Raw genomic sequence first — 19,811 nt, forward strand, 5'->3', positions numbered from 1 at the left:
GCACGAGCTGTGTGCATGGAGTGAGCTAAATCTCCACCACCTGCCCCGGCTTCATCGCTACAAACCTCTCCTGCGGAACCTTCGCGGCATCGAGCGCCTCGGCCAGCGCCTTGGCCGGCGCATCGATTGCCTCGTCGGTCAGCTGAAACGTTCCGTGGTGATGCCCGAGTGCGGCTTGCGCGCCGCAATCCGCCAGCGCCTTGACCGCGTCCTCCGGATTCATGTGCTGGTCGCGCATGAACCAGCGCGGCTCGTAGGCGCCGATCGGGAGGATCGCCAGACGTAACGGCCCGTGCTTCTCGGCGACGCGGCGGAAATGCGTGCCGTCGCCATAGCCGGAATCGCAGACGACGTAGATTTTCCCCGCAGGCGTCTCCAGCACGAAGCTGGCCCACAATGCCTTGTTGCGGTCGAACATGCCGCGCGCCGACCAGTGCCGGGTCGGCACCAGCGTCACGGCGATGCCGCCGCCGAGCTCGACGCGGTCGTGCCAGTCGAACGCTTCCACCCTGATCGTCGAATCGGTACCGCGCATCGTGACGTCGTTGCCGAGCGGGGTGACCACGCGCGGGGCAAAATTCTTGGCGAGCCGCGACAGCGTCGCGACGTCGAGATGATCGTAATGGCCGTGCGAGACCATCACGACGTCGATCTTCGGCAGCTTGTCGAAGGCGATGCCGGGATCGTTATGCCGTTTCGGCCCGGCGAAGCTGACCGGCGAGACCCGCGTCGACCAGACGGGATCGATCAGGATGTTGAGGCCGCCGGTCTGGATCAGCCAGCTGGCATGGCCGACGAAGGAGAGCCGCACCGTGTCGCCGTCGATGCGCTCCGGCGGGGTGTCGGCATGGGGGCTCGGCGCCCACTCCGGCCAGGCAGCGCGCTGTCGCTTGCCGCCGAACTGCCACCGCAGGACCTCACGAAGCGATTTCGGCGGCGCGCCGTCCGGATCAAAGAAGGTCAGGCCGTCAAAATGGTCGGAGGCGGGACCGTCATAGGTCTTCATGCGGGACATCCAAAGGGAGGGCACGCCGACCAGTGCGCCAGCCCCGGCAAGCAGTCCGAAAAGGCGGCGGCGGGTGATCGGCACGGGCGGGCTTCAGGGGCGGTGGCGGAGGTAAGTCATCACCGGCTATATGGGCTAGGCCGGAGAAAAAGGAACCCGTGGCTGGAAGGCAAGCATTTTCAATGCCTTGACCTCAAAATCGCTCCGCCGCACCCTAACTTTCCTTGACTTTCGGGCGTGGGCGGCGTTTAACGCGCGCACTTTCTCGGAAAGGCTTTCTTTTCGACCCGCCCACTGGCCCCGGAGGCCAGAGGCCAACGCCCGACAGCGCTGTGCGCCCTCGGGCGTAAAGGTGTTTGGAAGATCGCTTGCCAAGGAAGTGGTCATCCCCCGCGAAGGCGGCGGGGCACGACAGCGATGAACGCGGCAACCCTGCGCGAGCAGGACAAGGGACAACGGCATTGTTCGACAATCTGTCGGAACGGCTTGGCGGCATTCTCGATCGTCTGACGGGGCGCGGTGCGCTGACCGAAAAGGACGTCGACGCCGCGATGCGCGAGGTGCGCCGCGCGCTGCTGGAGGCCGACGTCGCGTTAGAGGTGGTGCGCAGCTTCACCGAGCGGGTCCGCGAGCAGGCGATCGGCGCCACCGTCGTCAAGTCGGTCACACCCGGCCAGATGGTGGTCAAGATCGTCCATGACGAGCTGATCAACACGCTCGGCGCCGAAAGCCAGGCGATCGACATCAATTCCGTGCCGCCGGTGCCGATCATGATGGTCGGCCTGCAAGGCTCCGGCAAAACCACCACCACCGCAAAGCTCGCCCGTCGCATGGTCCAGCGCGACAAGCGCAAGGTGCTGATGGCCTCGCTCGACATCTACCGTCCCGCGGCGATGGAACAGCTGGCGGTACTTGGCCGCGACCTCGACATTCCGACGCTGCCGATCGTCGCCGGCCAGCAGCCGGCTCAGATCGCGAAGCGCGCGATGGAGGCCGGCAAGCTCGGCGGCTACGACGTTGTGCTGCTCGACACCGCCGGCCGCACCACGCTCGACGAAGAGATGATGGCGGAAGCAGCAGCCATCAAAGCCGCCGCCAATCCGCATGAAGTGCTGCTGGTGGCAGACAGCCTCACCGGCCAGGACGCCGTCAACCTCGCCCGCGCCTTCGACGAGCGCGTCGGCCTCACCGGCATCGTGCTGACCCGCGTGGACGGCGACGGCCGTGGCGGCGCCGCGCTGTCGATGCGCGCGGTGACCGGCAAGCCGATCAAGCTGCTCGGCACCGGTGAAAAGACCGATGCGCTGGAGGATTTCCATCCCGACCGTATTGCCGGCCGCATCCTCGGCATGGGCGACGTGGTGTCGCTGGTCGAACGCGCTGCCGCCAACATCGATGCCGAAAAGGCCGCGCGCACCGCCGAGCGGATGCGCAAGGGTCAGTTCGACCTCAACGACATGCGCGAGCAGTTGCTGCAGATGGCCAATATGGGCGGCATCAGCGGCCTGATGGGCATGATGCCCGGCATCGCCAAGATGAAGAACCAGATCGCGGCCGCGGGCATCGACGACAAGATTCTGAAGCGCCAGGTCGCAGTGATCGATTCCATGACGCGCGACGAGCGCCGTCATCCCGACCTGCTCAAGGCCAGCCGCAAGAAGCGTATCGCCGCAGGTTCCGGCCAAAGCGTCGAGCAGGTCAACAAGCTGCTCAAGATGCACCGGAACATGGCCGACATGATGAAGGCCATGGGCTCGGGCAAGCGCGGCCCGCTCGCCGGCATCGCGCAGGCGATGGGTTTTGGCGGCGGCATGAAGCCGCCTTCGCCGGAAGAGATGAAGGCGCTGCAGGAGAAGATGCAGGGGGGCGGCGGACAAGGTCTGCCCAGTCTGCCGAAGGATTTGCCGGCCGGGCTGCGCACCGGTCTGCCGAACGTTCCCGGCCTGACCGGGCTGAGCGGCAAGCCGATGCTGCCGGGCCTCGGCGGTTTCCCCGGCAAGAAGAAATGAGGAATTCGTCGCACGGGATCGCAAGCATCCCGCGCAACGCGGAATACCAATCAATCGAACAAACCGTACTTTGAAGGAGAACTAAGATGTCCGTCGTTATCCGCCTCGCTCGCGCAGGCACCAAGAAGCGCCCCGTCTATCACGTCGTCGTCGCCGATTCGCGCTTTCCCCGCGATGGCCGCTTCATCGAGCGTCTCGGTTACTTCAACCCGCTGCTGCCGAAGGACAACGAGACCCGGCTGAAGCTCGACATGGACAAGGTGAAGGCCTGGCTCGCCAAGGGCGCTCAGCCGTCGGACCGTGTGTCGCGCTTCCTCGACGCCGCCGGCGTCAAGAAGCGCGAAGCGCGCAGCAATCCCGAGAAGGCCGTGCCGCGCAAGGAACGCAAGGCGCAGGCCGAAGCCGCCGCGAAGGGTTAAGGCCAGACCATGACGGCGCTGGTCTGCGTCGCGCGGATCGGCGCCGCGCATGGTGTGCGCGGCGCGGTCAAGCTGTGGACTTTCACAGAAGATCCCTTTGCCGTGCGGCGCTACGGTCTGCTCTCGTCCAAGGACGGCAAGCGCCAGTTCGAGGTCGCAACGGCGCGCGAGGCCAAAGATCATCTGGTTGCGACGTTCAAGGGCGTCACGACCCGCGATGAGGCCGAACGGCTCAACGGCATCGAGCTCTACGTCGCGCGCGAAAAGCTGCCCGCGACGGACGAGGACGAATATTACCACACCGATCTGATCGGGCTCGCCGCCGTCACCACGGATGGCGATGCGCTCGGCCGCGTGCTCGCGATCCACAATTTCGGCGCCGGCGACATCATCGAGATCGCGCCGCCCAAAGGCAGCACGCTGCTGCTGCCGTTCACGAACGCGGTGGTGCCCGAGGTCGACATCGCCGGCGGCCGCGTCGTGATCGCGCTACCGGCGGAAATCGCGGGCGAGGACAAAGATGGGGACCCCTCCCGGGGTCGTCCCGGCGAAAGCCGGGACCCATAACCACAGGACGTGGTTTTTGGCTAAGCTGATGGCTCCAGCCGTCGCAAAATTGGCTGCGGTGGCTATGGGTCCCGGCCTTCGCCGGGACGACGGAATCTTTGAAGCACAATGACCAATCCCTCACCCTGGCGCGCGACGGTGCTGACGCTGTTTCCGGAGATGTTTCCGGGGCCGCTTGGCGTGAGCCTGGCCGGCCGGGCGCTGACTGGCGGGCTCTGGGAGCTGGAGGCGCGGGACATCCGGGCCTCGGCCACCGACCGCCACCGCAGCGTCGACGACACCCCGGCCGGCGGCGGGCCGGGCATGGTGCTTCGGGCCGATGTCTTGGCGGCGGCCGTTGATGCCGCCGAAAGCGAACAGGACCGGCCAAAACTGCTGATGAGCCCGAGGGGTCGGCCACTGACCCAGGCCCGGGTCCTGGAACTGGCCAGGGGTCCGGGTCCCCTGATCGTCTGCGGGCGGTTCGAAGGGGTGGACCAGCGCGTGATCGACGGGCGGGGCCTGGAGGAGGTCTCGATCGGCGATTACGTGCTCTCCGGCGGTGAAATCGCGGCCCTGGCCCTGATCGACGCCTGCGTGCGGCTGCTACCGGGCGTGATGGGCAAGGAAGCCTCGGGAACCGAGGAAAGCTTTTCGGACGGCCTGCTCGAATACCCCCAATACACCCGCCCGCAGCTGTTCGAGGGAACCCCGATCCCGGAGATCCTGACCTCCGGCGACCATGCCAAGGTCGCCAGCTGGCGGCGGGCGGAATCCGAGGCCCTGACGGCGGCCCGGCGACCGGATTTGTGGGCCCAGATCCCGAGCAAGGCCCCGAATCGGGCCGGACGCCAAAAAACGCCAAAAAACAAGACAGACGGGTGACAAACGCTCCGGCTTGCCTTATAGCAGCGGCCACATCCGCAATGGCTGGATAAACGAATTTCGCGCAGCCCCCGTTTTCCAAGGCTGGGCGCGCCGATGGAGATTTACCCATGAACCTGATCCAACAGCTCGAAAAAGAGCAATTCGACAAGCTCTCCGCCAACAAGGAGATTCCGGAATTCGGCCCCGGCGACACCGTGATCGTCAACGTGAAGGTCGTCGAAGGCGACCGCACCCGCGTGCAGGCCTATGAAGGCGTTTGCATCGGCCGTTCCGGCGGCGGTCTCAACGAGAGCTTCACGGTGCGCAAGATTTCGTACGGCGAAGGCGTGGAGCGCGTGTTCCCGGTGATGTCGCCGATGATCGACTCGATCAAGGTGGTGCGCCGCGGCAAGGTCCGTCGCGCCAAGCTCTATTATCTCCGCAACCTTCGCGGCAAGTCGGCCCGCATCGTCGAGAAGAAGCAGGACCGCCCGGCTGCTGCCGTCAACGAGTAAGCTCCGCTTACAGGCGAGTTTTAGAGAGCGCGGGGCCAAACCCCGCGCTTTTTTGTTGCGTCAGCCGTGCGCGTCAAAGCCCTCGCGATTCCAACTCGGCCTGCTATATATTCTTGGAATGTTTCCAGATCTGACCAGCCTCTCGCCCGTCAAGCGCGTCGTCATCGACGATCGCTCGCGGCTGCCTGGCCGGTTCTTCGGACGCTTCGCGACCTCGGCAACGTCAGAGCTTACGCGCGCAGCCTAAAAGCTGCGCTGACGATTTTGTTGCCCGCGCCCCACCCGCGCATATCCGCTCTACACAACATTCCTGGAGCTGACGCTCATGTCCAAGCCGACCACATTGTACGACAAGATCTGGAACGACCATCTGGTGCACGAAGCCGAGGACGGCACCTGCCTGCTCTATATCGATCGCCATCTGGTGCACGAGGTCACTTCACCGCAGGCGTTCGAAGGCCTGCGCGCCACCGGGCGCAAGGTGCATTCGCCGGAAAAGACGCTGGCCGTCGTCGACCACAACGTGCCGACCACCGACCGCACCAAGCCGAACCCCGACCCTGAAAGCATCGAGCAGATCAAGGCACTGGCCGACAACGCCAGGGAATTCGGCATCGAATATTACGACGAGTTCGACAAGCGTCAGGGCGTCGTCCACGTCATCGGCCCCGAGCAGGGCTTCACGCTGCCCGGCACCACCATCGTCTGCGGAGACAGCCACACCTCGACGCACGGCGCGTTCGGCGCGCTCGCGCACGGCATCGGCACCTCCGAGGTCGAGCACGTGCTGGCGACGCAGACGCTGATCCAGAAGAAGGCGAAGAACATGCGCGTCACCGTCGACGGCAAATTGCCGGATGGCGTGACGGGCAAGGACATCATCCTCGCGATCATCGGCGAGATCGGCACCGCGGGCGGCACCGGCTACGTGCTGGAATACGCCGGCGAGGCGATCCGCGCGCTCAGCATGGAAGGCCGCATGACGGTCTGCAACATGTCGATCGAGGGTGGCGCGCGCGCCGGCCTGGTCGCGCCGGACCAGAAGGCGTTCGACTTCCTGCGCGGCCGCCCGAAGGCACCGAAGGGCGCGGACTGGGATGCGGCGATGCGCTATTGGGAGAAACTTCGCTCCGACGAGGGCGCGCATTTCGACCACGAGCTGCGGCTCGATGCGGCAAAGCTGCCGCCGATCGTGACCTGGGGCACGAGCCCCGAGGACGTGATCTCGGTCACCGGCATCGTGCCCGACCCCGACAAGATCGCCGACGAGGCCAAGCGTCTCTCCAAGCACCGTGCCTTGAAGTACATGGGCCTGACCGCGGGCACGAAGATCACCGACATCAAGCTCGACCGCATCTTCATCGGCTCCTGCACCAACGGCCGTATCGAGGATTTGCGCGCCGCCGCCAAGATCGCGGAAGGCAAGCAGGTCGCAGGCGGCGTCAACGCCATGGTCGTGCCGGGCTCCGGCCTCGTGAAGGAGCAGGCCGAGGCTGAAGGTCTGGACAAGATCTTCATCAAGGCCGGCTTCGAATGGCGCGAGCCCGGTTGCTCGATGTGCCTCGCGATGAACCCCGACAAGCTGGCGCCGGAAGAGCGCTGCGCCTCGACCTCGAACCGCAATTTCGAGGGCCGCCAGGGCTTCAAGGGCCGCACCCATCTGGTGTCGCCGGCAATGGCCGCAGCCGCGGCGATCGCGGGTCATTTCGTGGATGTGCGGGAGTGGCGCTGAGCCGCTCCCTGCAATTTGAGCGATCGCGGCAAACCGCCGTTAATCGGCAGCGCCGACACTGCGTCCTCGCGACGGTTTCGCGGGGACGCAGCTCTTGGCCAACAAGCCTGAATATGTCGATCTGATCAGCGCGGCGACGCCCCAGCACCGGCGGCGCGCGGCACCGCTGCGCATGATCGCCAAGCCCGAGGTCGAGGAGACTTCGAAGCTCAGCCGCTGGCCGCCGGCGATGTTCAAGCAGTGGAAGCTGGAGAACCTCACACGCTGGACGTCGGCGACGTGGAAACTGAAGGATTGGATTTAGGCGACGTTTTCCGTCATGGCCGGGCTCGTCCCGGCCATCCACGTTCTTAGACTTGCACAGAAAGATCGTGGATGCCCGGGACAAGCCCGGGCATGACGACACAACTCACATCACCAATAGCGGTACGGATGGTGCCAGCGATGCCAGCGGCAGACGCGGCGCGGGCCGTAATAGGTCCAGATGACCCGGCAGCGGCGCGGATGGCTGTAATAGGGATAGTAGCCGCCGTAGTAGCGACGGTGGAAATGGCGATGGCCGTAATAGGCGGGGCGATAGCCGCCATAGCGGTGATAGCCGCCGTAATGGTGAATTCCGCCGTAGCGATAGCCGCCGCCATGAAAGGCGGGCGCGGCGCGGAAGCCACCACCGTGGAAACCACCGCTGCGGACGCCGCCGAAATGTCCTCCGCCACCGTGGAAGCCGCCTCCGCCATGGAAGCCGCCGCCATGACCACCACCGCCATGTCCACCGCCGCCGCCGCCGTGGCGAACCTGGATCATGTCGTCGCTTGCGGCCTTCGCCGCCGGCAACGCCGTCGGATTGATTGGTGTCATCGCTTCAGCAGGACGCGTGGTCCCGGCCGACAGCATCAGCGTCGCGGCGGCCGCAATCCCGAGCAAGCGCATCGTGCTTGCTCTGAGACCCAATATCCTCAGCATGCAATTCTCCCTGGATCTGGACAGCGGAGTTGCGACGCTCGTTCGCGCCGCGCGTCAGCGCTGTTCATTGACGGTCGCTCCCGAGATTAAATTAGGGACAGCGACGTGAATGCCTCATGAATGAACGACGTGCCCGACGTCGCGCCGCGACGTCACCACCACGGTCCGAAGCCAAGCACGAACGGTGCGGGCACGCCGTAAGGATAAGGGCGATAGTAGACAGGCCGCGCGTAGTAACGCGGCTCGGAAGGTGCGAATTGGCGCACAGCGTCATGATGGCGCCCGTGACGCCGCGCACCGATGTCTGTTGCGGACGCCGAGGCCTTTGACTTTGCGGTGTCCTGCGTCGCGGCAATGGAGACGCCGGGCGAAGCGACGATCAGCCCGAGGGCAACCGTGACTGCGATCCATCTCGTCATGATCGACCTCCGCTGCGTCCGCATGCGCAGCTGCCGGCGGGATCGGCCAACTCAGCCCCGGCGCCAGTAGCAACTCATGTGCGGCACGATCACCGTGCCGCTGGGGCGATATTCCTGCACATAGGTGGCGTTGCACTCGCGGACCGCATCGGGACCCGGGTTGTAACGCGGATAGACGCCATCCGGACTGTAATAGGGCGTGACGCGCAGGCGCGCCGGGGGCCGCTTGCGCGGCGGCGGGAGATCGTCTCGTGAGGCCGCCTGGGCCAGCCTGACCCCGGGGGCAGCGGTCTGGGCCTCCGCGCCAACGCAAAACTGCGAAAACAACCCCATGCACAGTAGCGTCAGCGCTGTTTTCGCTCGCATTTTTCCGCCCACCTGAACGTCCTATTCGAGGCCCTACGCTCCCCGTTTTGACGGCGCCCGTCAACCTCGCCGCGCTTATAAAGCCGGATGCATCGCCGCGAAACCCACGCTATGAGAACCGCATGTGGACGGAATTGAAAGCGCCCTCGCTGGCCGAGATGGAAGCGATGGCGCATGAAGTGTTCGAACGCCTGCCGGCGGAGTTTCGCAGCCTCTGCGAGGGCGTGATCATCCGCGTCGACGACTTCCCGACCGAGGAAGTCCTGGACGAGATGGAATGCGAGAGCGAGTTCGACCTGCTCGGCCTGTTCCAGGGCGTCGGCCTGCCGCAGCAGAGCTTTGGCGACGTGGCGCGGCTGCCCAACATGGTCTGGCTCTATCGCCGGCCGATCCTGGATTACTGGGCCGAGCACGACGAGAGCCTCGGCCACATCGTCCGCCACGTCCTGATCCACGAGATCGGCCACCATTTCGGCCTCTCGGACGACGATATGGCCGCGATTGAGGCTCAAGCAGACTAGATCTGCCGAATTCGGCCTAGGATTCGGCCCCCGATCGCGATAAATACCTGTTCCCCAGAACCACCCGGGAAAGCGCAACCATGGACAAGTTCACCACGCTGGAAGGCGTCGCGGCGCCGCTGAAGATCATCAATGTCGACACCGACATGATCATTCCGAAGCAGTACCTCAAGACCATCAAGCGCACCGGCCTTGGCAAGGGGCTCTTCTCCGAGCAGCGCTACAAGGACGACGGCAGCGAGAATCCTGATTTCGTCCTCAACCAGCCCGCCTATCGCACGTCGAAGGTGCTGGTCGCCGGCGACAATTTCGGCTGCGGCTCGAGCCGCGAGCACGCGCCCTGGGCGCTGCTCGACTTCGGCATCCGCTGCGTGATCTCGACCTCGTTCGGCGACATCTTCTACAACAACTGCTTCAAGAACGGCATTCTGCCGATCCGCGTCTCGCAGGAAGACCTCGACAAGCTGTTCGACGACGCCGAGCGCGGCGCCAACGCGACGCTGACGATCGACCTGCCGAACCAGGAGATCCGCGGTCCCGACGGCGGCAAGGTCAAGTTCGAGATCGACCCGTTCCGCAAGCACTGCCTGATCAACGGCCTCGACGACATCGGCCTGACGATGGAGAAGAAGGCCTCGATCGACACCTATGAGGAAAAGCTCAAGCGCGAACGCGCCTGGGCCTGATTGCAGCTTTCTGTTCGAGCCCCGGTGCCACCAGCGCCGGGGCTTTTTCTTTGCCTTCGTTATCCCGTATAGCTCCACACATGCTGCCCGACATCGTCACCTTCTGGCATGGCCCGATGGACGCCCTGCGCCAGACCTGTCTGCGCTCGCAGCTGGCGGCCGGCCACAAGGTCACGGTCTACAGCTTCGACACCATTCCCGGCCTGCCCGCAGGCGTCGGCAATGCGGATGCCGAGGCAATCCTGCCGCATGCGTTCTCCGAACGATTGCGACCGCCGCAGCCGGACGGCAGCTGGCGCGACTGGACCACGCTTCAGTTCAGCGACTTCTTCCGTATGAAGCTGATGGCGAAGGGCCTCGGCCTGTGGCTCGACGCCGACGTGCTGCTGCTGAGGCCCGTCGAGATCGATCCGGCAAAGCCCTACTTCGCGTGGGAGCGGCCCCGCCAGCTCGGCAATTCCGTAATTTACCTTCCGCCCAGACACGGCATCGTTGCCGCCTTCGAAGAGCTGATGGAGCAGGAGGAGCTGACGCCGAACTGGCTGTCGCTGCGCCATCGCGTCACGTTTGCGATGCGCCGCCTGCGCGGCGGCTCGAACCGCCTCTCCGACATCCGCGTCGCGATCTTCGGGCCGGCGGCACTCACCGCGCTCGCGCGCCGTACCGGCGAATTGCAGAATGCGCTGCCGAAGCAGTCGTTCTACGCCGTGCACGCCGAACCGAAATTGTTCTTCGATCCCTCGAGCTATCTCGGCCTCGTCGCCAACCCCGAGATCATCGGCCTGCACATCTCGCCCAAGGGCCGCGGTGCCGAGAAGCCGATTCCGGGCAGTTTGTATGCGTGGGCGGCGGAGCGGTTTACCTAACTCTGTTCTCGTGTCCCGGACGCGGTGCGGTACGCAGTGCCGCTCCGCAGAGCCGGGACCCAGCAATGTGGTGCGATGGGTCCCGGCTCTGCGCAGCAGCGTTTCACGCTGCAGCGCGTCCGGGATACGCAAGCTGTGTTTGATCCAGCGCAACGCACTCCTGCACCATTGTGCCTAGTCTCGCTCCAATTCCGCCGTTCGAATGGAGCTTCGCATGAGCACCGCAAGCAGGCCTTATCCCATTGTCCAGGACCTCATCGAGTCCTTTGCGAGTTGGCTGAAGCATCGCCGCGAGCTGAACGAGATGCGGCAGCTCGACCGCTCGGAGTTCAACCGGATCGCAGGCGATCTCAGGATTGCACCTGACGATCTCGAGGAACTGGTCCGTCACGGCCACCACGCCGCCGACGAGTTGCCGAAGATGCTGGAGCAGCTCGGCATCAACGAAGAGCGGCTGGGACAGGCGCAACCGCTGTTGCTGCGCGACATGGAGCGAGTTTGCGCGCTTTGCAGCCACAAGGCCCGATGCGATCGCGATCTGGCCGACGGCACCGCCGCGGAGAATTATCACGGCTATTGCGGCAATGCCTCGACGCTGGAGTCGCTCGATCGCGACGTTGCAGCGTCGCACTGAGGCGGCGCGCCACACTTCGACAATTCCAGTTCAGCCCGAAGACGGAATGCCGCGCAGCACGTCCTTGAAAACGCCGGCCTGTACCTGGAACGCGCGCGGGCTGTAGTCCTGATAGTAGCCCGCGGTCACGGCGACGACGAGATCGAGCTCCGGAACAACGCGAATCGATTGTCCGCCGCGACCAAGCGCGGCCGCCCAGTGGACCTCACGCCCGTCGTGCAGGGAGCGGCCGAGCCACCAAAGATAGCCGTAAAAATAAGGTCCGGTAGCCTCCAGCCGCGGCGTCATCGAAGCGTCGATCCAGGCCTTTGACACGATCTGGCGATCGTTCCAGCGGCCACCCGCGAGCACGAGCTGGCCAATCTTCAACATGTCGCGCGGCCGCAGGCGCAATCCGCCGCCGGCGTCGGCATCTCCCTTCACGCGTCTCCACGCGAATGCGGTGATGCCCAAAGGCTCGAACAACGCCTCGCGCACAAATTCGTCGAGCGGGCGTCCGACGGCCTTGCGGACGATGGCCGACACGAGCGTGAGCGCGCCGGTGTTGTAGAAGAACTCATGCCCGGCCGGAGCCGTCACGGGAAGACCGAGGACATAACGGCACGGGTCCGCCGCCATATGCATGCGCGCCTCGTCGTTGTTGTCGTTGCCGGTGCTCGGTGTCGCCTCCACCCACTTCAGGCCCATCGACATGGTGAGCGCGTGCGAGAGACGGATGCGATCCTTTTCCGGTGAGCGCAAGTCGGACAGCTCGGGGAAAAAATTGAAGATCGGCTCGTCGACGCCGCGGATGAGCCCGCGGTCGATCGCGATCCCGAGCGCGAGGGAGGCGACGCTCTTTGAAACCGACTTCGTGTCGTGCAACGTGTCAGGATCGAAGCTGGCGTTTGCAACGGGGCGATCGCTGATTTCGTCGTCGCCCCTGAGGTAGCGTTCGAACACCAACCTGCCGCCGCGCGCGATCAGAAGGGCATGCACGTTGGCGTTGGCCGCAAGCCGATCGGTCACCTTACACAGCGCGGTGCGATCGATGAGCTTGTCCTCACCGACGGGGGCGACCGGCCAACCGTCGTCTCGCGCGGCGGGAACACTGCAGCCATCGGGAGGATCCGCACGGACCGGCAACGCAGAAAACGGCGCGAGCGCAGCTCCCCCGAGAAGCGAAATAAACCGACGCCGCCTCATTCGACCCGCCTGTTGCGTTGTCTGCTACAACTCGTAGCATAACAGACGATCGGGCGGATGGCTAGCAGACGATCTGAGTGCTGCGGAGTGGGCGTGCTCTGTCGCGTTACGCCGAGCCGTTACGCCTTTCCCATCGCAGCGATCGCATCCGCGATCTCGATCGTGCGCCGCGCCATGTCGGCGTGCAGACGTTCCACCATGGCGCCGTCGAGGCGGATCGCACCGCGCGAGACGTTCTCTGGCAGCTCGAACGCCGCGATGATCTTTCGCGCGCGCGCGACTTCCTCTTCGGGCGGGGTGAAGATCGCGTTGCAGGCTTCGATCTGCGAGGGGTGAATCAGCGTCTTGCCGTCAAAACCGAGATCGCGGCCCTGCGCGCATTCGGTTGCGAAACCGTCGGAATTGGCGATGTCGCTGTAGGGCCCGTCGAGGATTTCGAGGCCGTGGGCGCGCGTTGCCAGGATGCAATGGGTGATCATCGGGATCATCGCGGCGCGGCCCGGCAGCATCTTGATCCGCGTCTCGCGCGAGATGTCGTTCGGGCCGAACACGAAGCCTGACAAGCGCCTCGCTGGATCGCGCCCCGCGGCCGCCAGTTCCTCCGCATGCAGCACCGCGCGCGCGGTCTCGATCATGGCCCAGACTTTTACGGTCGGCGCCGCGCCGAGCTCGGCGAGACGACGGCCGATCGTGTCGAGGTCCTCCACACTTGAAACCTTTGGAACCAGGATGCCGTCGGGCGAGGCCTTCGCCGCCATCGCGACGTCGTCGCCCCACCAGGGCGTGTCGAGGCCGTTGGTCCGGATCAGGATCTCGCGCTTGCCGAACCCTTTGGCCGCGATCGCGGCCGCGATTCCGTCGCGCGCCACCGCCTTGGCATCGGGCGCGACGGAGTCTTCCAGATCGAGGATCAGGCCATCGGCGGCGAGATTGCGCGCCTTTTCCAGCGCGCGGGGGTTGGAGCCGGGCATGAACAGATGGCTGCGGCGCGGGCGGGTCATGCAAGCGTTCCTTTCCGGTTTCCTCGTCTCACTTCCGACCGAAGCCGATAGCATCTGGCCTGCCTATTCGAAAGGCTTGTTCGCCCCTGCGGTATATGATTAGGCATAGGCCATGACCACATTCCCAGAGCATTTGCTGGAAGGCTACAAGGCCTTCGCCACCCAGCGGCTGCCGACCGAGCAGACCCGCTACCGCGAGCTGTCGGTGAAGGGGCAGTTCCCCGAAGTGATGGTGATCGGCTGCTGCGATAGCCGCGTCTCGCCCGAAGTGATCTTCGACGTCGGGCCGGGCGAACTCTTCGTGGTCCGCAACATCGCCAATCTGGTGCCGGTGTATCAACCCGACGGCAACGCGCATGGCGTCTCGGCGGCGCTGGAATATGCCGTGACGGTGCTGAAGGTGAAGCACATCGTGGTGCTCGGGCACGCGCAATGCGGCGGCATCCGTGCTTTCGTCGACAAGATCGAGCCGCTCACGCCGGGCGACTTCATCGGCAAATGGATGCAGATGTTCATCAAGCCCGGCGAGGTGGTCGAGCAGCGCGACCACGAGACCATGGCGCAATTCGTCGAGCGCATCGAGAAGGCCGCAGTGTTCCGCAGCCTGGAAAACCTGATGACCTTCCCGTTCGTGCGGAAGGCGGTCGACGCCGGCCAGATGCAGACGCACGGCGCCTATTTCGGCGTCGCGGAGGGATCGCTGTTCGTGCTGGACAAGGCGGCGAAGGAATTCAGGAACGCGCGCGACTAGCGAGCTCTAGTAGGGTGGGCAAAGCGAAGCGTGCCCACCACTTCCATAGCAACTGCGGAGAGATGGCGGGCACGACGCTTCGCGTCTTTGCCCACCCTACGGCAGCGGAGCTACGCCGCCTTCTTCTTCGCGCTGATCAGCTTGCGGTTGATCAGCACTTCGGCGATCTGGATCGCGTTGAGCGCGGCGCCCTTGCGCAGATTGTCCGACACGCACCACAGCACGAGACCGTTCTCGACCGTCGCGTCCTCGCGGATGCGGCTGATATAGGTGGCGTCCTCGCCGGCCGCTTCATACGGCGTGGCGTAGCCGCCGGGCTCGTGCTTGTCGATGACGAGGCAGCCCGGCGCCTTGCGCAGGATGTCGCGCGCTTCGTCCGCGCTGATCGGATTCTCGAACTCGATGTTGACGGCCTCGGAATGGCCGACGAAGACCGGCACGCGCACGCAGGTCGCGGAGAGCTTGATCTTGGGATCAAGAATCTTCTTGGTCTCCGCCATCATCTTCCACTCTTCCTTGGTGTAGCCGTCCTCCATGAAGACGTCGATCTGGGGGATGACGTTGAAGGCGATACGCGTGGGGAATTTTTTGTTGACCAGCTCCTGGTTGGTGTAGACGGCCTTGGTCTGCGAGAACAATTCGTCCATCGCATCCTTGCCGGCGCCCGACACCGATTGATAGGTCGAGACCACGACGCGCTTGATGATGGCCTTGTCGTGCAGCGGCTTCAGCGCGACCACGAGCTGCGCGGTTGAGCAGTTCGGGTTGGCGATGATGTTCTTCTTCTTGAAGCCCGCGGTCGCGTCCGCATTCACTTCCGGCACGATCAACGGCACGTCCGGGTCCATGCGCCAGGCCGAGGAATTGTCGATCACGACCGTGCCGGCGGCGCCGATCTTCGGCGACCATTCCTTCGACACCTCGCCGCCCGCCGACATCAGGCAGATATCGACGTCGGAGAAGTCGTAATGCTCGAGCGCTTTGACCTTCAGCGTGCGGTCGCCGTAGGAGACCTCGACGCCCATGCTGCGGCGTGACGCCAGGGCCACCACCTCGTCCGCGGGGAATTTGCGCTCATCCAAAATGTTGAGCATTTCCCGTCCGACATTGCCGGTCGCGCCGACGACTGCGACTTTGTAACCCATCGTTCACTCTCCGACGAAAAAGCTCTTTCCCGAAGCTGAGGCTTAAACAGGAAGAGCAGCGCTTCTATGCGAGAACCGGCCTCAAGACAACGTTGGACCATGCCTGAAGGCCGTGGATGCAATCGCCTGAGGCCAGCACGGCCGCAACCCCCACCCAGATCCATCTGGCGCTCGCAGCCTTCGCCGACGAGGTCGTCGGCACGCTGGCGCGCCTGTTCGCCTATGTGGGGACTTTGGTGCTGTTTGCCATCCTCGGGCTTGCGGCACTTGGCCAGCTGCCTGATCTCCGGGACGATGAGCCCGCGGAGAAGCCGGGTTGGAGCGTGGCCGACCGCTCGCCTCCGGCCTTCGCCCTCAGCCGGCTCGATTCGTCAGAAAAAACAGCCTCTTACACCATCTTCAGGCACCCCGAAGGCGGCCGCAGGGACGTGATGGGCTGGGCGAGCGAGGCGGACAGGCCCAAGGTCGAGTTCAAGGCTGAGCTCTTGGCCGAGCTCGAGATTTACCGGGAAGGCGGCGAATTCGACGTGGCGCGTCCGGCAACAGCGGACCTGGCCGTCCGGATGGGACTGGGCATCGCGACCCCGCTGGAGCAAGCCGGCCTGATCGACACGAAATTCGGCCCTGTCGCCCTGTTCCGGCCAACCGGCGCGGCTGAGGGCGCGCGGGTCTGCCTCGGCTACCTCAAGCGCAGCGAGGAGCCGGCGCTCCAGATCTCCGGCTTCTCCTGCCAGGGCGGTACCCTGCCCGAGCGGCGCGCGGCGATCGCCTGTACGCTGAACCGGCTGACGCTGCTGACATCGGGCAACGAGCCGAAGCTGGCCGAATTGTTCGCCCATGCGGAGCTAAAGCGCCGCCCCTGCGCGCCCCCGGGCGCATCGGACTGGCTGCTCGGCGCCGCCAACGCGCAATTGCGCGGAGCGCTTTGACCGGCATCAAGCTCAAGTAGCTGTATCCATGCAACTTTTGCCGGCGCGCACGATTATTCAGCGCTGGTGTGACCCAATTGACCTAGTTGCAGCCGCCCCGGCCGGGCTAGTATGGGGGTGAAATCGATTGGCGGCTTGCCGCCTGAAGGGGACGTGATGAGCTCGAATTTCTCTGCCGCGAACAAACTGGCGATGTGGCTTGCGGCCGGCGCCGTGATTGCCATGTCCTCAGCCGTCGCGACACCCGCCGCGGCCGACACCAAGAAGCAGCGCTATGACAACGGCCGTCCCTATTACGGCCCGAGCGGCCCCAACGCGACCTATCAGCAGGGCCGCACCCGCATCTATGTGAGCAAGCGCTCCTGGCTCGACGGCGGCACCGAGGTCAATCCGGGCGACCGCAAGTTCTCCGACTACGCCTTCCCGCCAGCCGTGGGCTATCCGTCCTTCGCGCGCGAAAACCTCAACCGTCCGATCGATCGCCAGCCGCTGAGCCCGCCGCAGGACGTTGGCGGCTATCCGCAGAATTTCCCGCTGTACTGAGGCGGACCACAATTCGAATCGAAAAAGGCCGGGCTCACGCCCGGCCTTTTTTGTTTAGTGCCACACCGTCATTCCGGGGCGGCTCGAAGAGCCGAACCCGGAATCTCGAGATTCCCCGGTGCGCAATTGCGCACCTGTGGTCTGGTGCTACGCACCATCCCGGAATGACGGCACGCATGTTACGCGTGCAGCTTCTGCAATTCCTTCAGGATCGCTTCGCCCATCTGCGTGGTCGAGGCGGACGTGGTGCCTTCCGACTTGATGTCGGCGGTGCGCAGGCCGCTGGCCAGCACCGCGGCGATCGCGGCGTCGACCTTGTCGGCGAGCGCGCCCATGTCGAAGGAGTAGCGCAGCGCCATGCCGAAGGACGAGATCATCGCGATCGGATTGGCGAGACCCTGGCCTGCGATATCGGGCGCCGAGCCGTGCACGGGCTCGTACAGCGCCTTGCGCTTCTTGCTCTTGACGTCGACCTCGCCGAGGGAGGCCGAGGGCAGCATGCCGAGCGATCCCGTCAGCATCGCCGCGATGTCGGACAGCATGTCGCCGAACAGATTGTCGGTGACGATGACGTCGAACTGCTTCGGCGCCTTCACCAGCATCATGCCGCCGGAATCGGCGAGCTGATGCTCGAGCGTGACATCCGGATATTCGCGCTTGTGAACCTGGGTCATGACCTCGTTCCAGAGCACGCCCGACTTCATGACGTTGCGCTTCTCCATCGACGTCACCTTGTTCTTGCGCTTCCTGGCAAGCTCGAAGGCGACGCGGCCGATGCGCTCGATCTCATAGGTATCGTAGACCTGGGTATCGATGGCGCGCTTCTGGCCGTTGCCGAGATCGGTGATGGTCTTGGGCTCGCCGAAATAGACGCCGCCGGTGAGCTCGCGCACGATCATGATGTCGAGGCCCTCGACCGCCTCGCGCTTGAGGCTCGAGGCATCCGCCAGCGCCGGGTAGCACACGGCGGGACGGAGGTTCGCGAACAGACCGAGATCCTTGCGCAGGCGCAGCAGGCCGGCTTCGGGGCGCACCTCGTAGGGCACCGCGTCCCATTTCGGGCCGCCGACCGCGCCGAAGATAATCGCGTCGGCGTCCTTGGCCTTGGCCATGTCGCCTTCCGAGATCGACACCTTGTGCGCGTCATAGGCCGAACCGCCGACGAGGCCGGTGTCGGTCTCGAACTTGGCGATCCCCGCCGAATTGAGCCAGTCGAGCAGCCGCTTCACCTCGCCCATCACTTCGGGGCCGATACCGTCGCCGGGGAGCAGCAGCAGTTTGTGGGTCGCCATGACGTTCTTCCTCCGTTTCGTCATGGCCCGGCACTAGGACGGGCATGACGACGCTCGTGAATTTCGGCCGGAGTGCTAGAGCGGCGTTGCGCGCTTGGCAAGACACCATTGCCGCCTCGCGGCTGTGCAAGGCGGACGGGGCCTGCCACACTGCGCATGCCGGAGTACCCCCTTGCACGCGCCTGACCGCCCCCCGCCCGACGCCCACCCCGCGCGGCTGATCCTGACCCTGTCGCTGGCCGCGACGGTCGGGCTCGGCATCGGCCGCTTTGCCTATGCCCTGGTGCTGCCCGACATGCGGGAGGACCTCGGCTGGTCCTACTCGGCGGCCGGTTTCATGAACACCATCAACGCCGTCGGCTACCTCGTGGGCGCGCTTGTGGCGTCCCGGCTGATCCAGCGCGTCGGCTGGTCGGCGGCGATCCGCGGCGGAACCCTGGCCTGCGTCGCCGCGCTCGCGACTTGCGCGCTGACCGGAAATTTCGTTGCGCTGAGCCTGGCGCGTCTCGTGCTGGGCGTTGGCGCCGCGGCCGGCTTCGTCGCCGGCGGTGCGCTGGCCGCTTCAATCGCGCAGTCGCGCCCGGAGCGGGCCAATTTCCTGCTGAGCTTGTTCTATGCCGGACCCGGTATCGGCATTCTCGCCTCGGGACTGATCGCCCCGTTCACGTTGCAATATTTCGGGCCGGGCTCGTGGTGGCTGGTGTGGTGGGCGATGACACTGCTGTCCGTCGCCATGACCGTGCCGCTGTTCCTGGTCCGCATCGAGAGCGGAGTGCGTTTCTCGCAAGGCAGCCACGGCGCCTTCGCGATTCTTCCCGTGCTGATCTATCTCGCCGGCTACTTCCTGTTCGGCGCGGGCTACATCGCCTACATGACCTTCATGATCGCCTATGTGCGCGACGGCGGCGGCGGGGCCGCGGCACAGGCTGCGTTCTGGAGCCTGATTGGGCTGAGCGCTTTCGTCACGCCGTGGGCCTGGCGCGGCGTGCTCGCGCTCGATCGCGGCGGACTGGCGACCGCCATCATCCTCGGCACCAACGCGCTCGGCGCCGCCCTGCCGATGCTCGGGCATTCGCCGGCATGGCTCGCGGTCTCGGCGGTGGTGTTCGGCGTCGCCTTCTTCGCGGTGGTCGGCTCGACCACCGCCTTCGTCCGCTTCAACTATCCGCCCGAGGTGTGGCCGACCGCGATCGCGGCGATGACGATCTCGTTCGGCGTCGGCCAGACACTCGGCCCGATCGTGGTCGGCGCGATCACGGACGCGCTGGGGAGCTTGAGTTACGCGCTGAACGTGTCGGCGGCGCTGCTGGCGCTGGGGGCGGTCGCGGCGCTGTGCCAGCGCAAGGTGGGGCCGGCCTGATCCATGTCGTCCTGGCGAAAGCCAGGACCCATTACCCCACAGAGGAGTTTGGCGAA

23 protein-coding genes are annotated in these 19,811 nt (G+C 65.1%); 15 read left to right on the top strand and 8 right to left on the bottom strand.

What is annotated here, in order from left to right; genetic code table 11:
* Positions 1 to 25: 25 nt before the first annotated feature.
* Positions 26 to 1,090 (bottom strand): MBL fold metallo-hydrolase, encoded by a 1,065-nt coding sequence (locus JQ591_RS04670; protein ID WP_211394881.1) that lies wholly within the window; start codon positions 1,088 to 1,090, stop codon positions 26 to 28.
* Between the two features lie 377 nt (positions 1,091 to 1,467).
* On the opposite strand from JQ591_RS04670, the gene ffh reads away from it, so the two are divergent.
* The 7 genes from ffh to JQ591_RS04705 all read left to right on the top strand — a co-directional run bounded on the left by ffh (position 1,468) and on the right by JQ591_RS04705 (position 7,398).
* Entirely contained in the window at positions 1,468 to 3,015 is a 1,548-nt protein-coding gene (ffh, locus tag JQ591_RS04675) for a signal recognition particle protein (protein ID WP_211394882.1), read from the top strand.
* An 86-nt stretch (positions 3,016 to 3,101) separates the two neighbouring features.
* A complete protein-coding gene (rpsP, locus tag JQ591_RS04680) occupies positions 3,102 to 3,434 on the top strand; it encodes a 30S ribosomal protein S16 (protein WP_143842481.1) in 333 nt (110 codons plus the stop codon).
* Between the two features lie 9 nt (positions 3,435 to 3,443).
* Positions 3,444 to 4,001, top strand: coding sequence for a ribosome maturation factor RimM (gene rimM, locus JQ591_RS04685; protein WP_211394883.1), 558 nt, complete (start codon positions 3,444 to 3,446; stop codon positions 3,999 to 4,001).
* 108 nt (positions 4,002 to 4,109) lie between these two features.
* A complete protein-coding gene (gene trmD / locus JQ591_RS04690; protein ID WP_211394884.1) occupies positions 4,110 to 4,865 on the top strand; it encodes a tRNA (guanosine(37)-N1)-methyltransferase TrmD in 756 nt (251 codons plus the stop codon).
* A 110-nt stretch (positions 4,866 to 4,975) separates the two neighbouring features.
* A complete protein-coding gene (rplS, locus tag JQ591_RS04695; RefSeq protein ID WP_007598824.1) occupies positions 4,976 to 5,362 on the top strand; it encodes a 50S ribosomal protein L19 in 387 nt (128 codons plus the stop codon).
* Between the two features lie 325 nt (positions 5,363 to 5,687).
* On the top strand, positions 5,688 to 7,094 hold the full coding sequence (gene leuC / locus JQ591_RS04700) for a 3-isopropylmalate dehydratase large subunit (protein ID WP_211394885.1): 1,407 nt from the start codon (positions 5,688 to 5,690) through the stop codon (positions 7,092 to 7,094).
* Positions 7,095 to 7,188: 94 nt separating this feature from the next.
* The gene (locus JQ591_RS04705) at positions 7,189 to 7,398 is read left to right on the top strand and encodes a hypothetical protein (protein ID WP_211394886.1); all 210 of its coding nucleotides are present in this window, start codon (positions 7,189 to 7,191) and stop codon (positions 7,396 to 7,398) included.
* Between the two features lie 110 nt (positions 7,399 to 7,508).
* Here the strand turns inward: JQ591_RS04705 and JQ591_RS04710 are convergent, their stop codons facing one another.
* From JQ591_RS04710 to JQ591_RS04720, 3 genes are all read right to left on the bottom strand, one after another.
* Positions 7,509 to 8,057 carry a hypothetical protein gene (locus JQ591_RS04710; protein ID WP_211394887.1) on the bottom strand — a complete coding sequence of 183 codons (549 nt, stop codon included), beginning with the start codon at positions 8,055 to 8,057 and terminating at the stop codon, positions 7,509 to 7,511.
* 152 nt (positions 8,058 to 8,209) lie between these two features.
* Complete coding sequence (locus tag JQ591_RS04715; protein WP_211394888.1) at positions 8,210 to 8,476, bottom strand: hypothetical protein; 267 nt, start codon at positions 8,474 to 8,476, stop codon at positions 8,210 to 8,212.
* 51 nt (positions 8,477 to 8,527) lie between these two features.
* Positions 8,528 to 8,809, bottom strand: coding sequence for a hypothetical protein (locus JQ591_RS04720; RefSeq protein ID WP_211395581.1), 282 nt, complete (start codon positions 8,807 to 8,809; stop codon positions 8,528 to 8,530).
* Positions 8,810 to 8,964: 155 nt separating this feature from the next.
* Here JQ591_RS04720 and JQ591_RS04725 point away from each other — a divergent pair, with 155 nt between their 5' ends.
* The 4 genes from JQ591_RS04725 (at position 8,965) to JQ591_RS04740 (ending at position 11,549) form a co-directional block, all read left to right on the top strand.
* Positions 8,965 to 9,363, top strand: a complete 399-nt coding sequence (locus JQ591_RS04725) for a metallopeptidase family protein (RefSeq protein ID WP_211394889.1) — start codon at positions 8,965 to 8,967, stop codon at positions 9,361 to 9,363.
* A gap of 80 nt (positions 9,364 to 9,443) precedes the next feature.
* Positions 9,444 to 10,049 (top strand): 3-isopropylmalate dehydratase small subunit, encoded by a 606-nt coding sequence (gene leuD / locus JQ591_RS04730; RefSeq protein WP_106945535.1) that lies wholly within the window; start codon positions 9,444 to 9,446, stop codon positions 10,047 to 10,049.
* 80 nt (positions 10,050 to 10,129) lie between these two features.
* Complete coding sequence (locus tag JQ591_RS04735) at positions 10,130 to 10,915, top strand: hypothetical protein (RefSeq protein WP_211394890.1); 786 nt, start codon at positions 10,130 to 10,132, stop codon at positions 10,913 to 10,915.
* A gap of 214 nt (positions 10,916 to 11,129) precedes the next feature.
* The gene (locus JQ591_RS04740) at positions 11,130 to 11,549 is read left to right on the top strand and encodes a DUF6455 family protein (RefSeq protein ID WP_211394891.1); all 420 of its coding nucleotides are present in this window, start codon (positions 11,130 to 11,132) and stop codon (positions 11,547 to 11,549) included.
* Between the two features lie 30 nt (positions 11,550 to 11,579).
* Here JQ591_RS04740 and JQ591_RS04745 read toward each other — a convergent pair whose 3' ends face one another.
* Together JQ591_RS04745 and JQ591_RS04750 are read right to left on the bottom strand one after the other, a co-directional pair.
* Entirely contained in the window at positions 11,580 to 12,734 is a 1,155-nt protein-coding gene (locus JQ591_RS04745) for a serine hydrolase domain-containing protein (RefSeq protein WP_211394892.1), read from the bottom strand.
* A gap of 119 nt (positions 12,735 to 12,853) precedes the next feature.
* On the bottom strand, positions 12,854 to 13,735 hold the full coding sequence (locus tag JQ591_RS04750; RefSeq protein WP_211394893.1) for an HpcH/HpaI aldolase/citrate lyase family protein: 882 nt from the start codon (positions 13,733 to 13,735) through the stop codon (positions 12,854 to 12,856).
* Between the two features lie 112 nt (positions 13,736 to 13,847).
* Here JQ591_RS04750 and JQ591_RS04755 point away from each other — a divergent pair, with 112 nt between their 5' ends.
* Entirely contained in the window at positions 13,848 to 14,486 is a 639-nt protein-coding gene (locus JQ591_RS04755) for a carbonic anhydrase (protein ID WP_211394894.1), read from the top strand.
* Between the two features lie 110 nt (positions 14,487 to 14,596).
* On the opposite strand, the gene JQ591_RS04760 is transcribed toward JQ591_RS04755, so the two are convergent.
* Positions 14,597 to 15,631 (bottom strand): aspartate-semialdehyde dehydrogenase, encoded by a 1,035-nt coding sequence (locus JQ591_RS04760; protein WP_211394895.1) that lies wholly within the window; start codon positions 15,629 to 15,631, stop codon positions 14,597 to 14,599.
* Between the two features lie 116 nt (positions 15,632 to 15,747).
* On the opposite strand from JQ591_RS04760, the gene JQ591_RS04765 reads away from it, so the two are divergent.
* Both JQ591_RS04765 and JQ591_RS04770 read left to right on the top strand, forming a co-directional pair.
* A complete protein-coding gene (locus JQ591_RS04765; RefSeq protein ID WP_211394896.1) occupies positions 15,748 to 16,560 on the top strand; it encodes a hypothetical protein in 813 nt (270 codons plus the stop codon).
* Between the two features lie 156 nt (positions 16,561 to 16,716).
* Positions 16,717 to 17,103: a hypothetical protein gene (locus JQ591_RS04770; protein ID WP_211394897.1), complete on the top strand. Its 387-nt coding sequence runs from the start codon at positions 16,717 to 16,719 to the stop codon at positions 17,101 to 17,103.
* Positions 17,104 to 17,282: 179 nt separating this feature from the next.
* Here the strand turns inward: JQ591_RS04770 and leuB are convergent, their stop codons facing one another.
* Positions 17,283 to 18,395 (bottom strand): 3-isopropylmalate dehydrogenase, encoded by a 1,113-nt coding sequence (gene leuB / locus JQ591_RS04775; protein ID WP_211394898.1) that lies wholly within the window; start codon positions 18,393 to 18,395, stop codon positions 17,283 to 17,285.
* Between the two features lie 172 nt (positions 18,396 to 18,567).
* On the opposite strand from leuB, the gene JQ591_RS04780 reads away from it, so the two are divergent.
* Positions 18,568 to 19,755 carry a YbfB/YjiJ family MFS transporter gene (locus JQ591_RS04780; protein ID WP_211394899.1) on the top strand — a complete coding sequence of 396 codons (1,188 nt, stop codon included), beginning with the start codon at positions 18,568 to 18,570 and terminating at the stop codon, positions 19,753 to 19,755.
* The last annotated feature ends 56 nt before the right edge of the window (positions 19,756 to 19,811 follow it).

This window comes from Bradyrhizobium canariense, from assembly GCF_018130465.1.
Classification (GTDB): Bacteria; Pseudomonadota; Alphaproteobacteria; order Rhizobiales; family Xanthobacteraceae; genus Bradyrhizobium; species Bradyrhizobium canariense_C.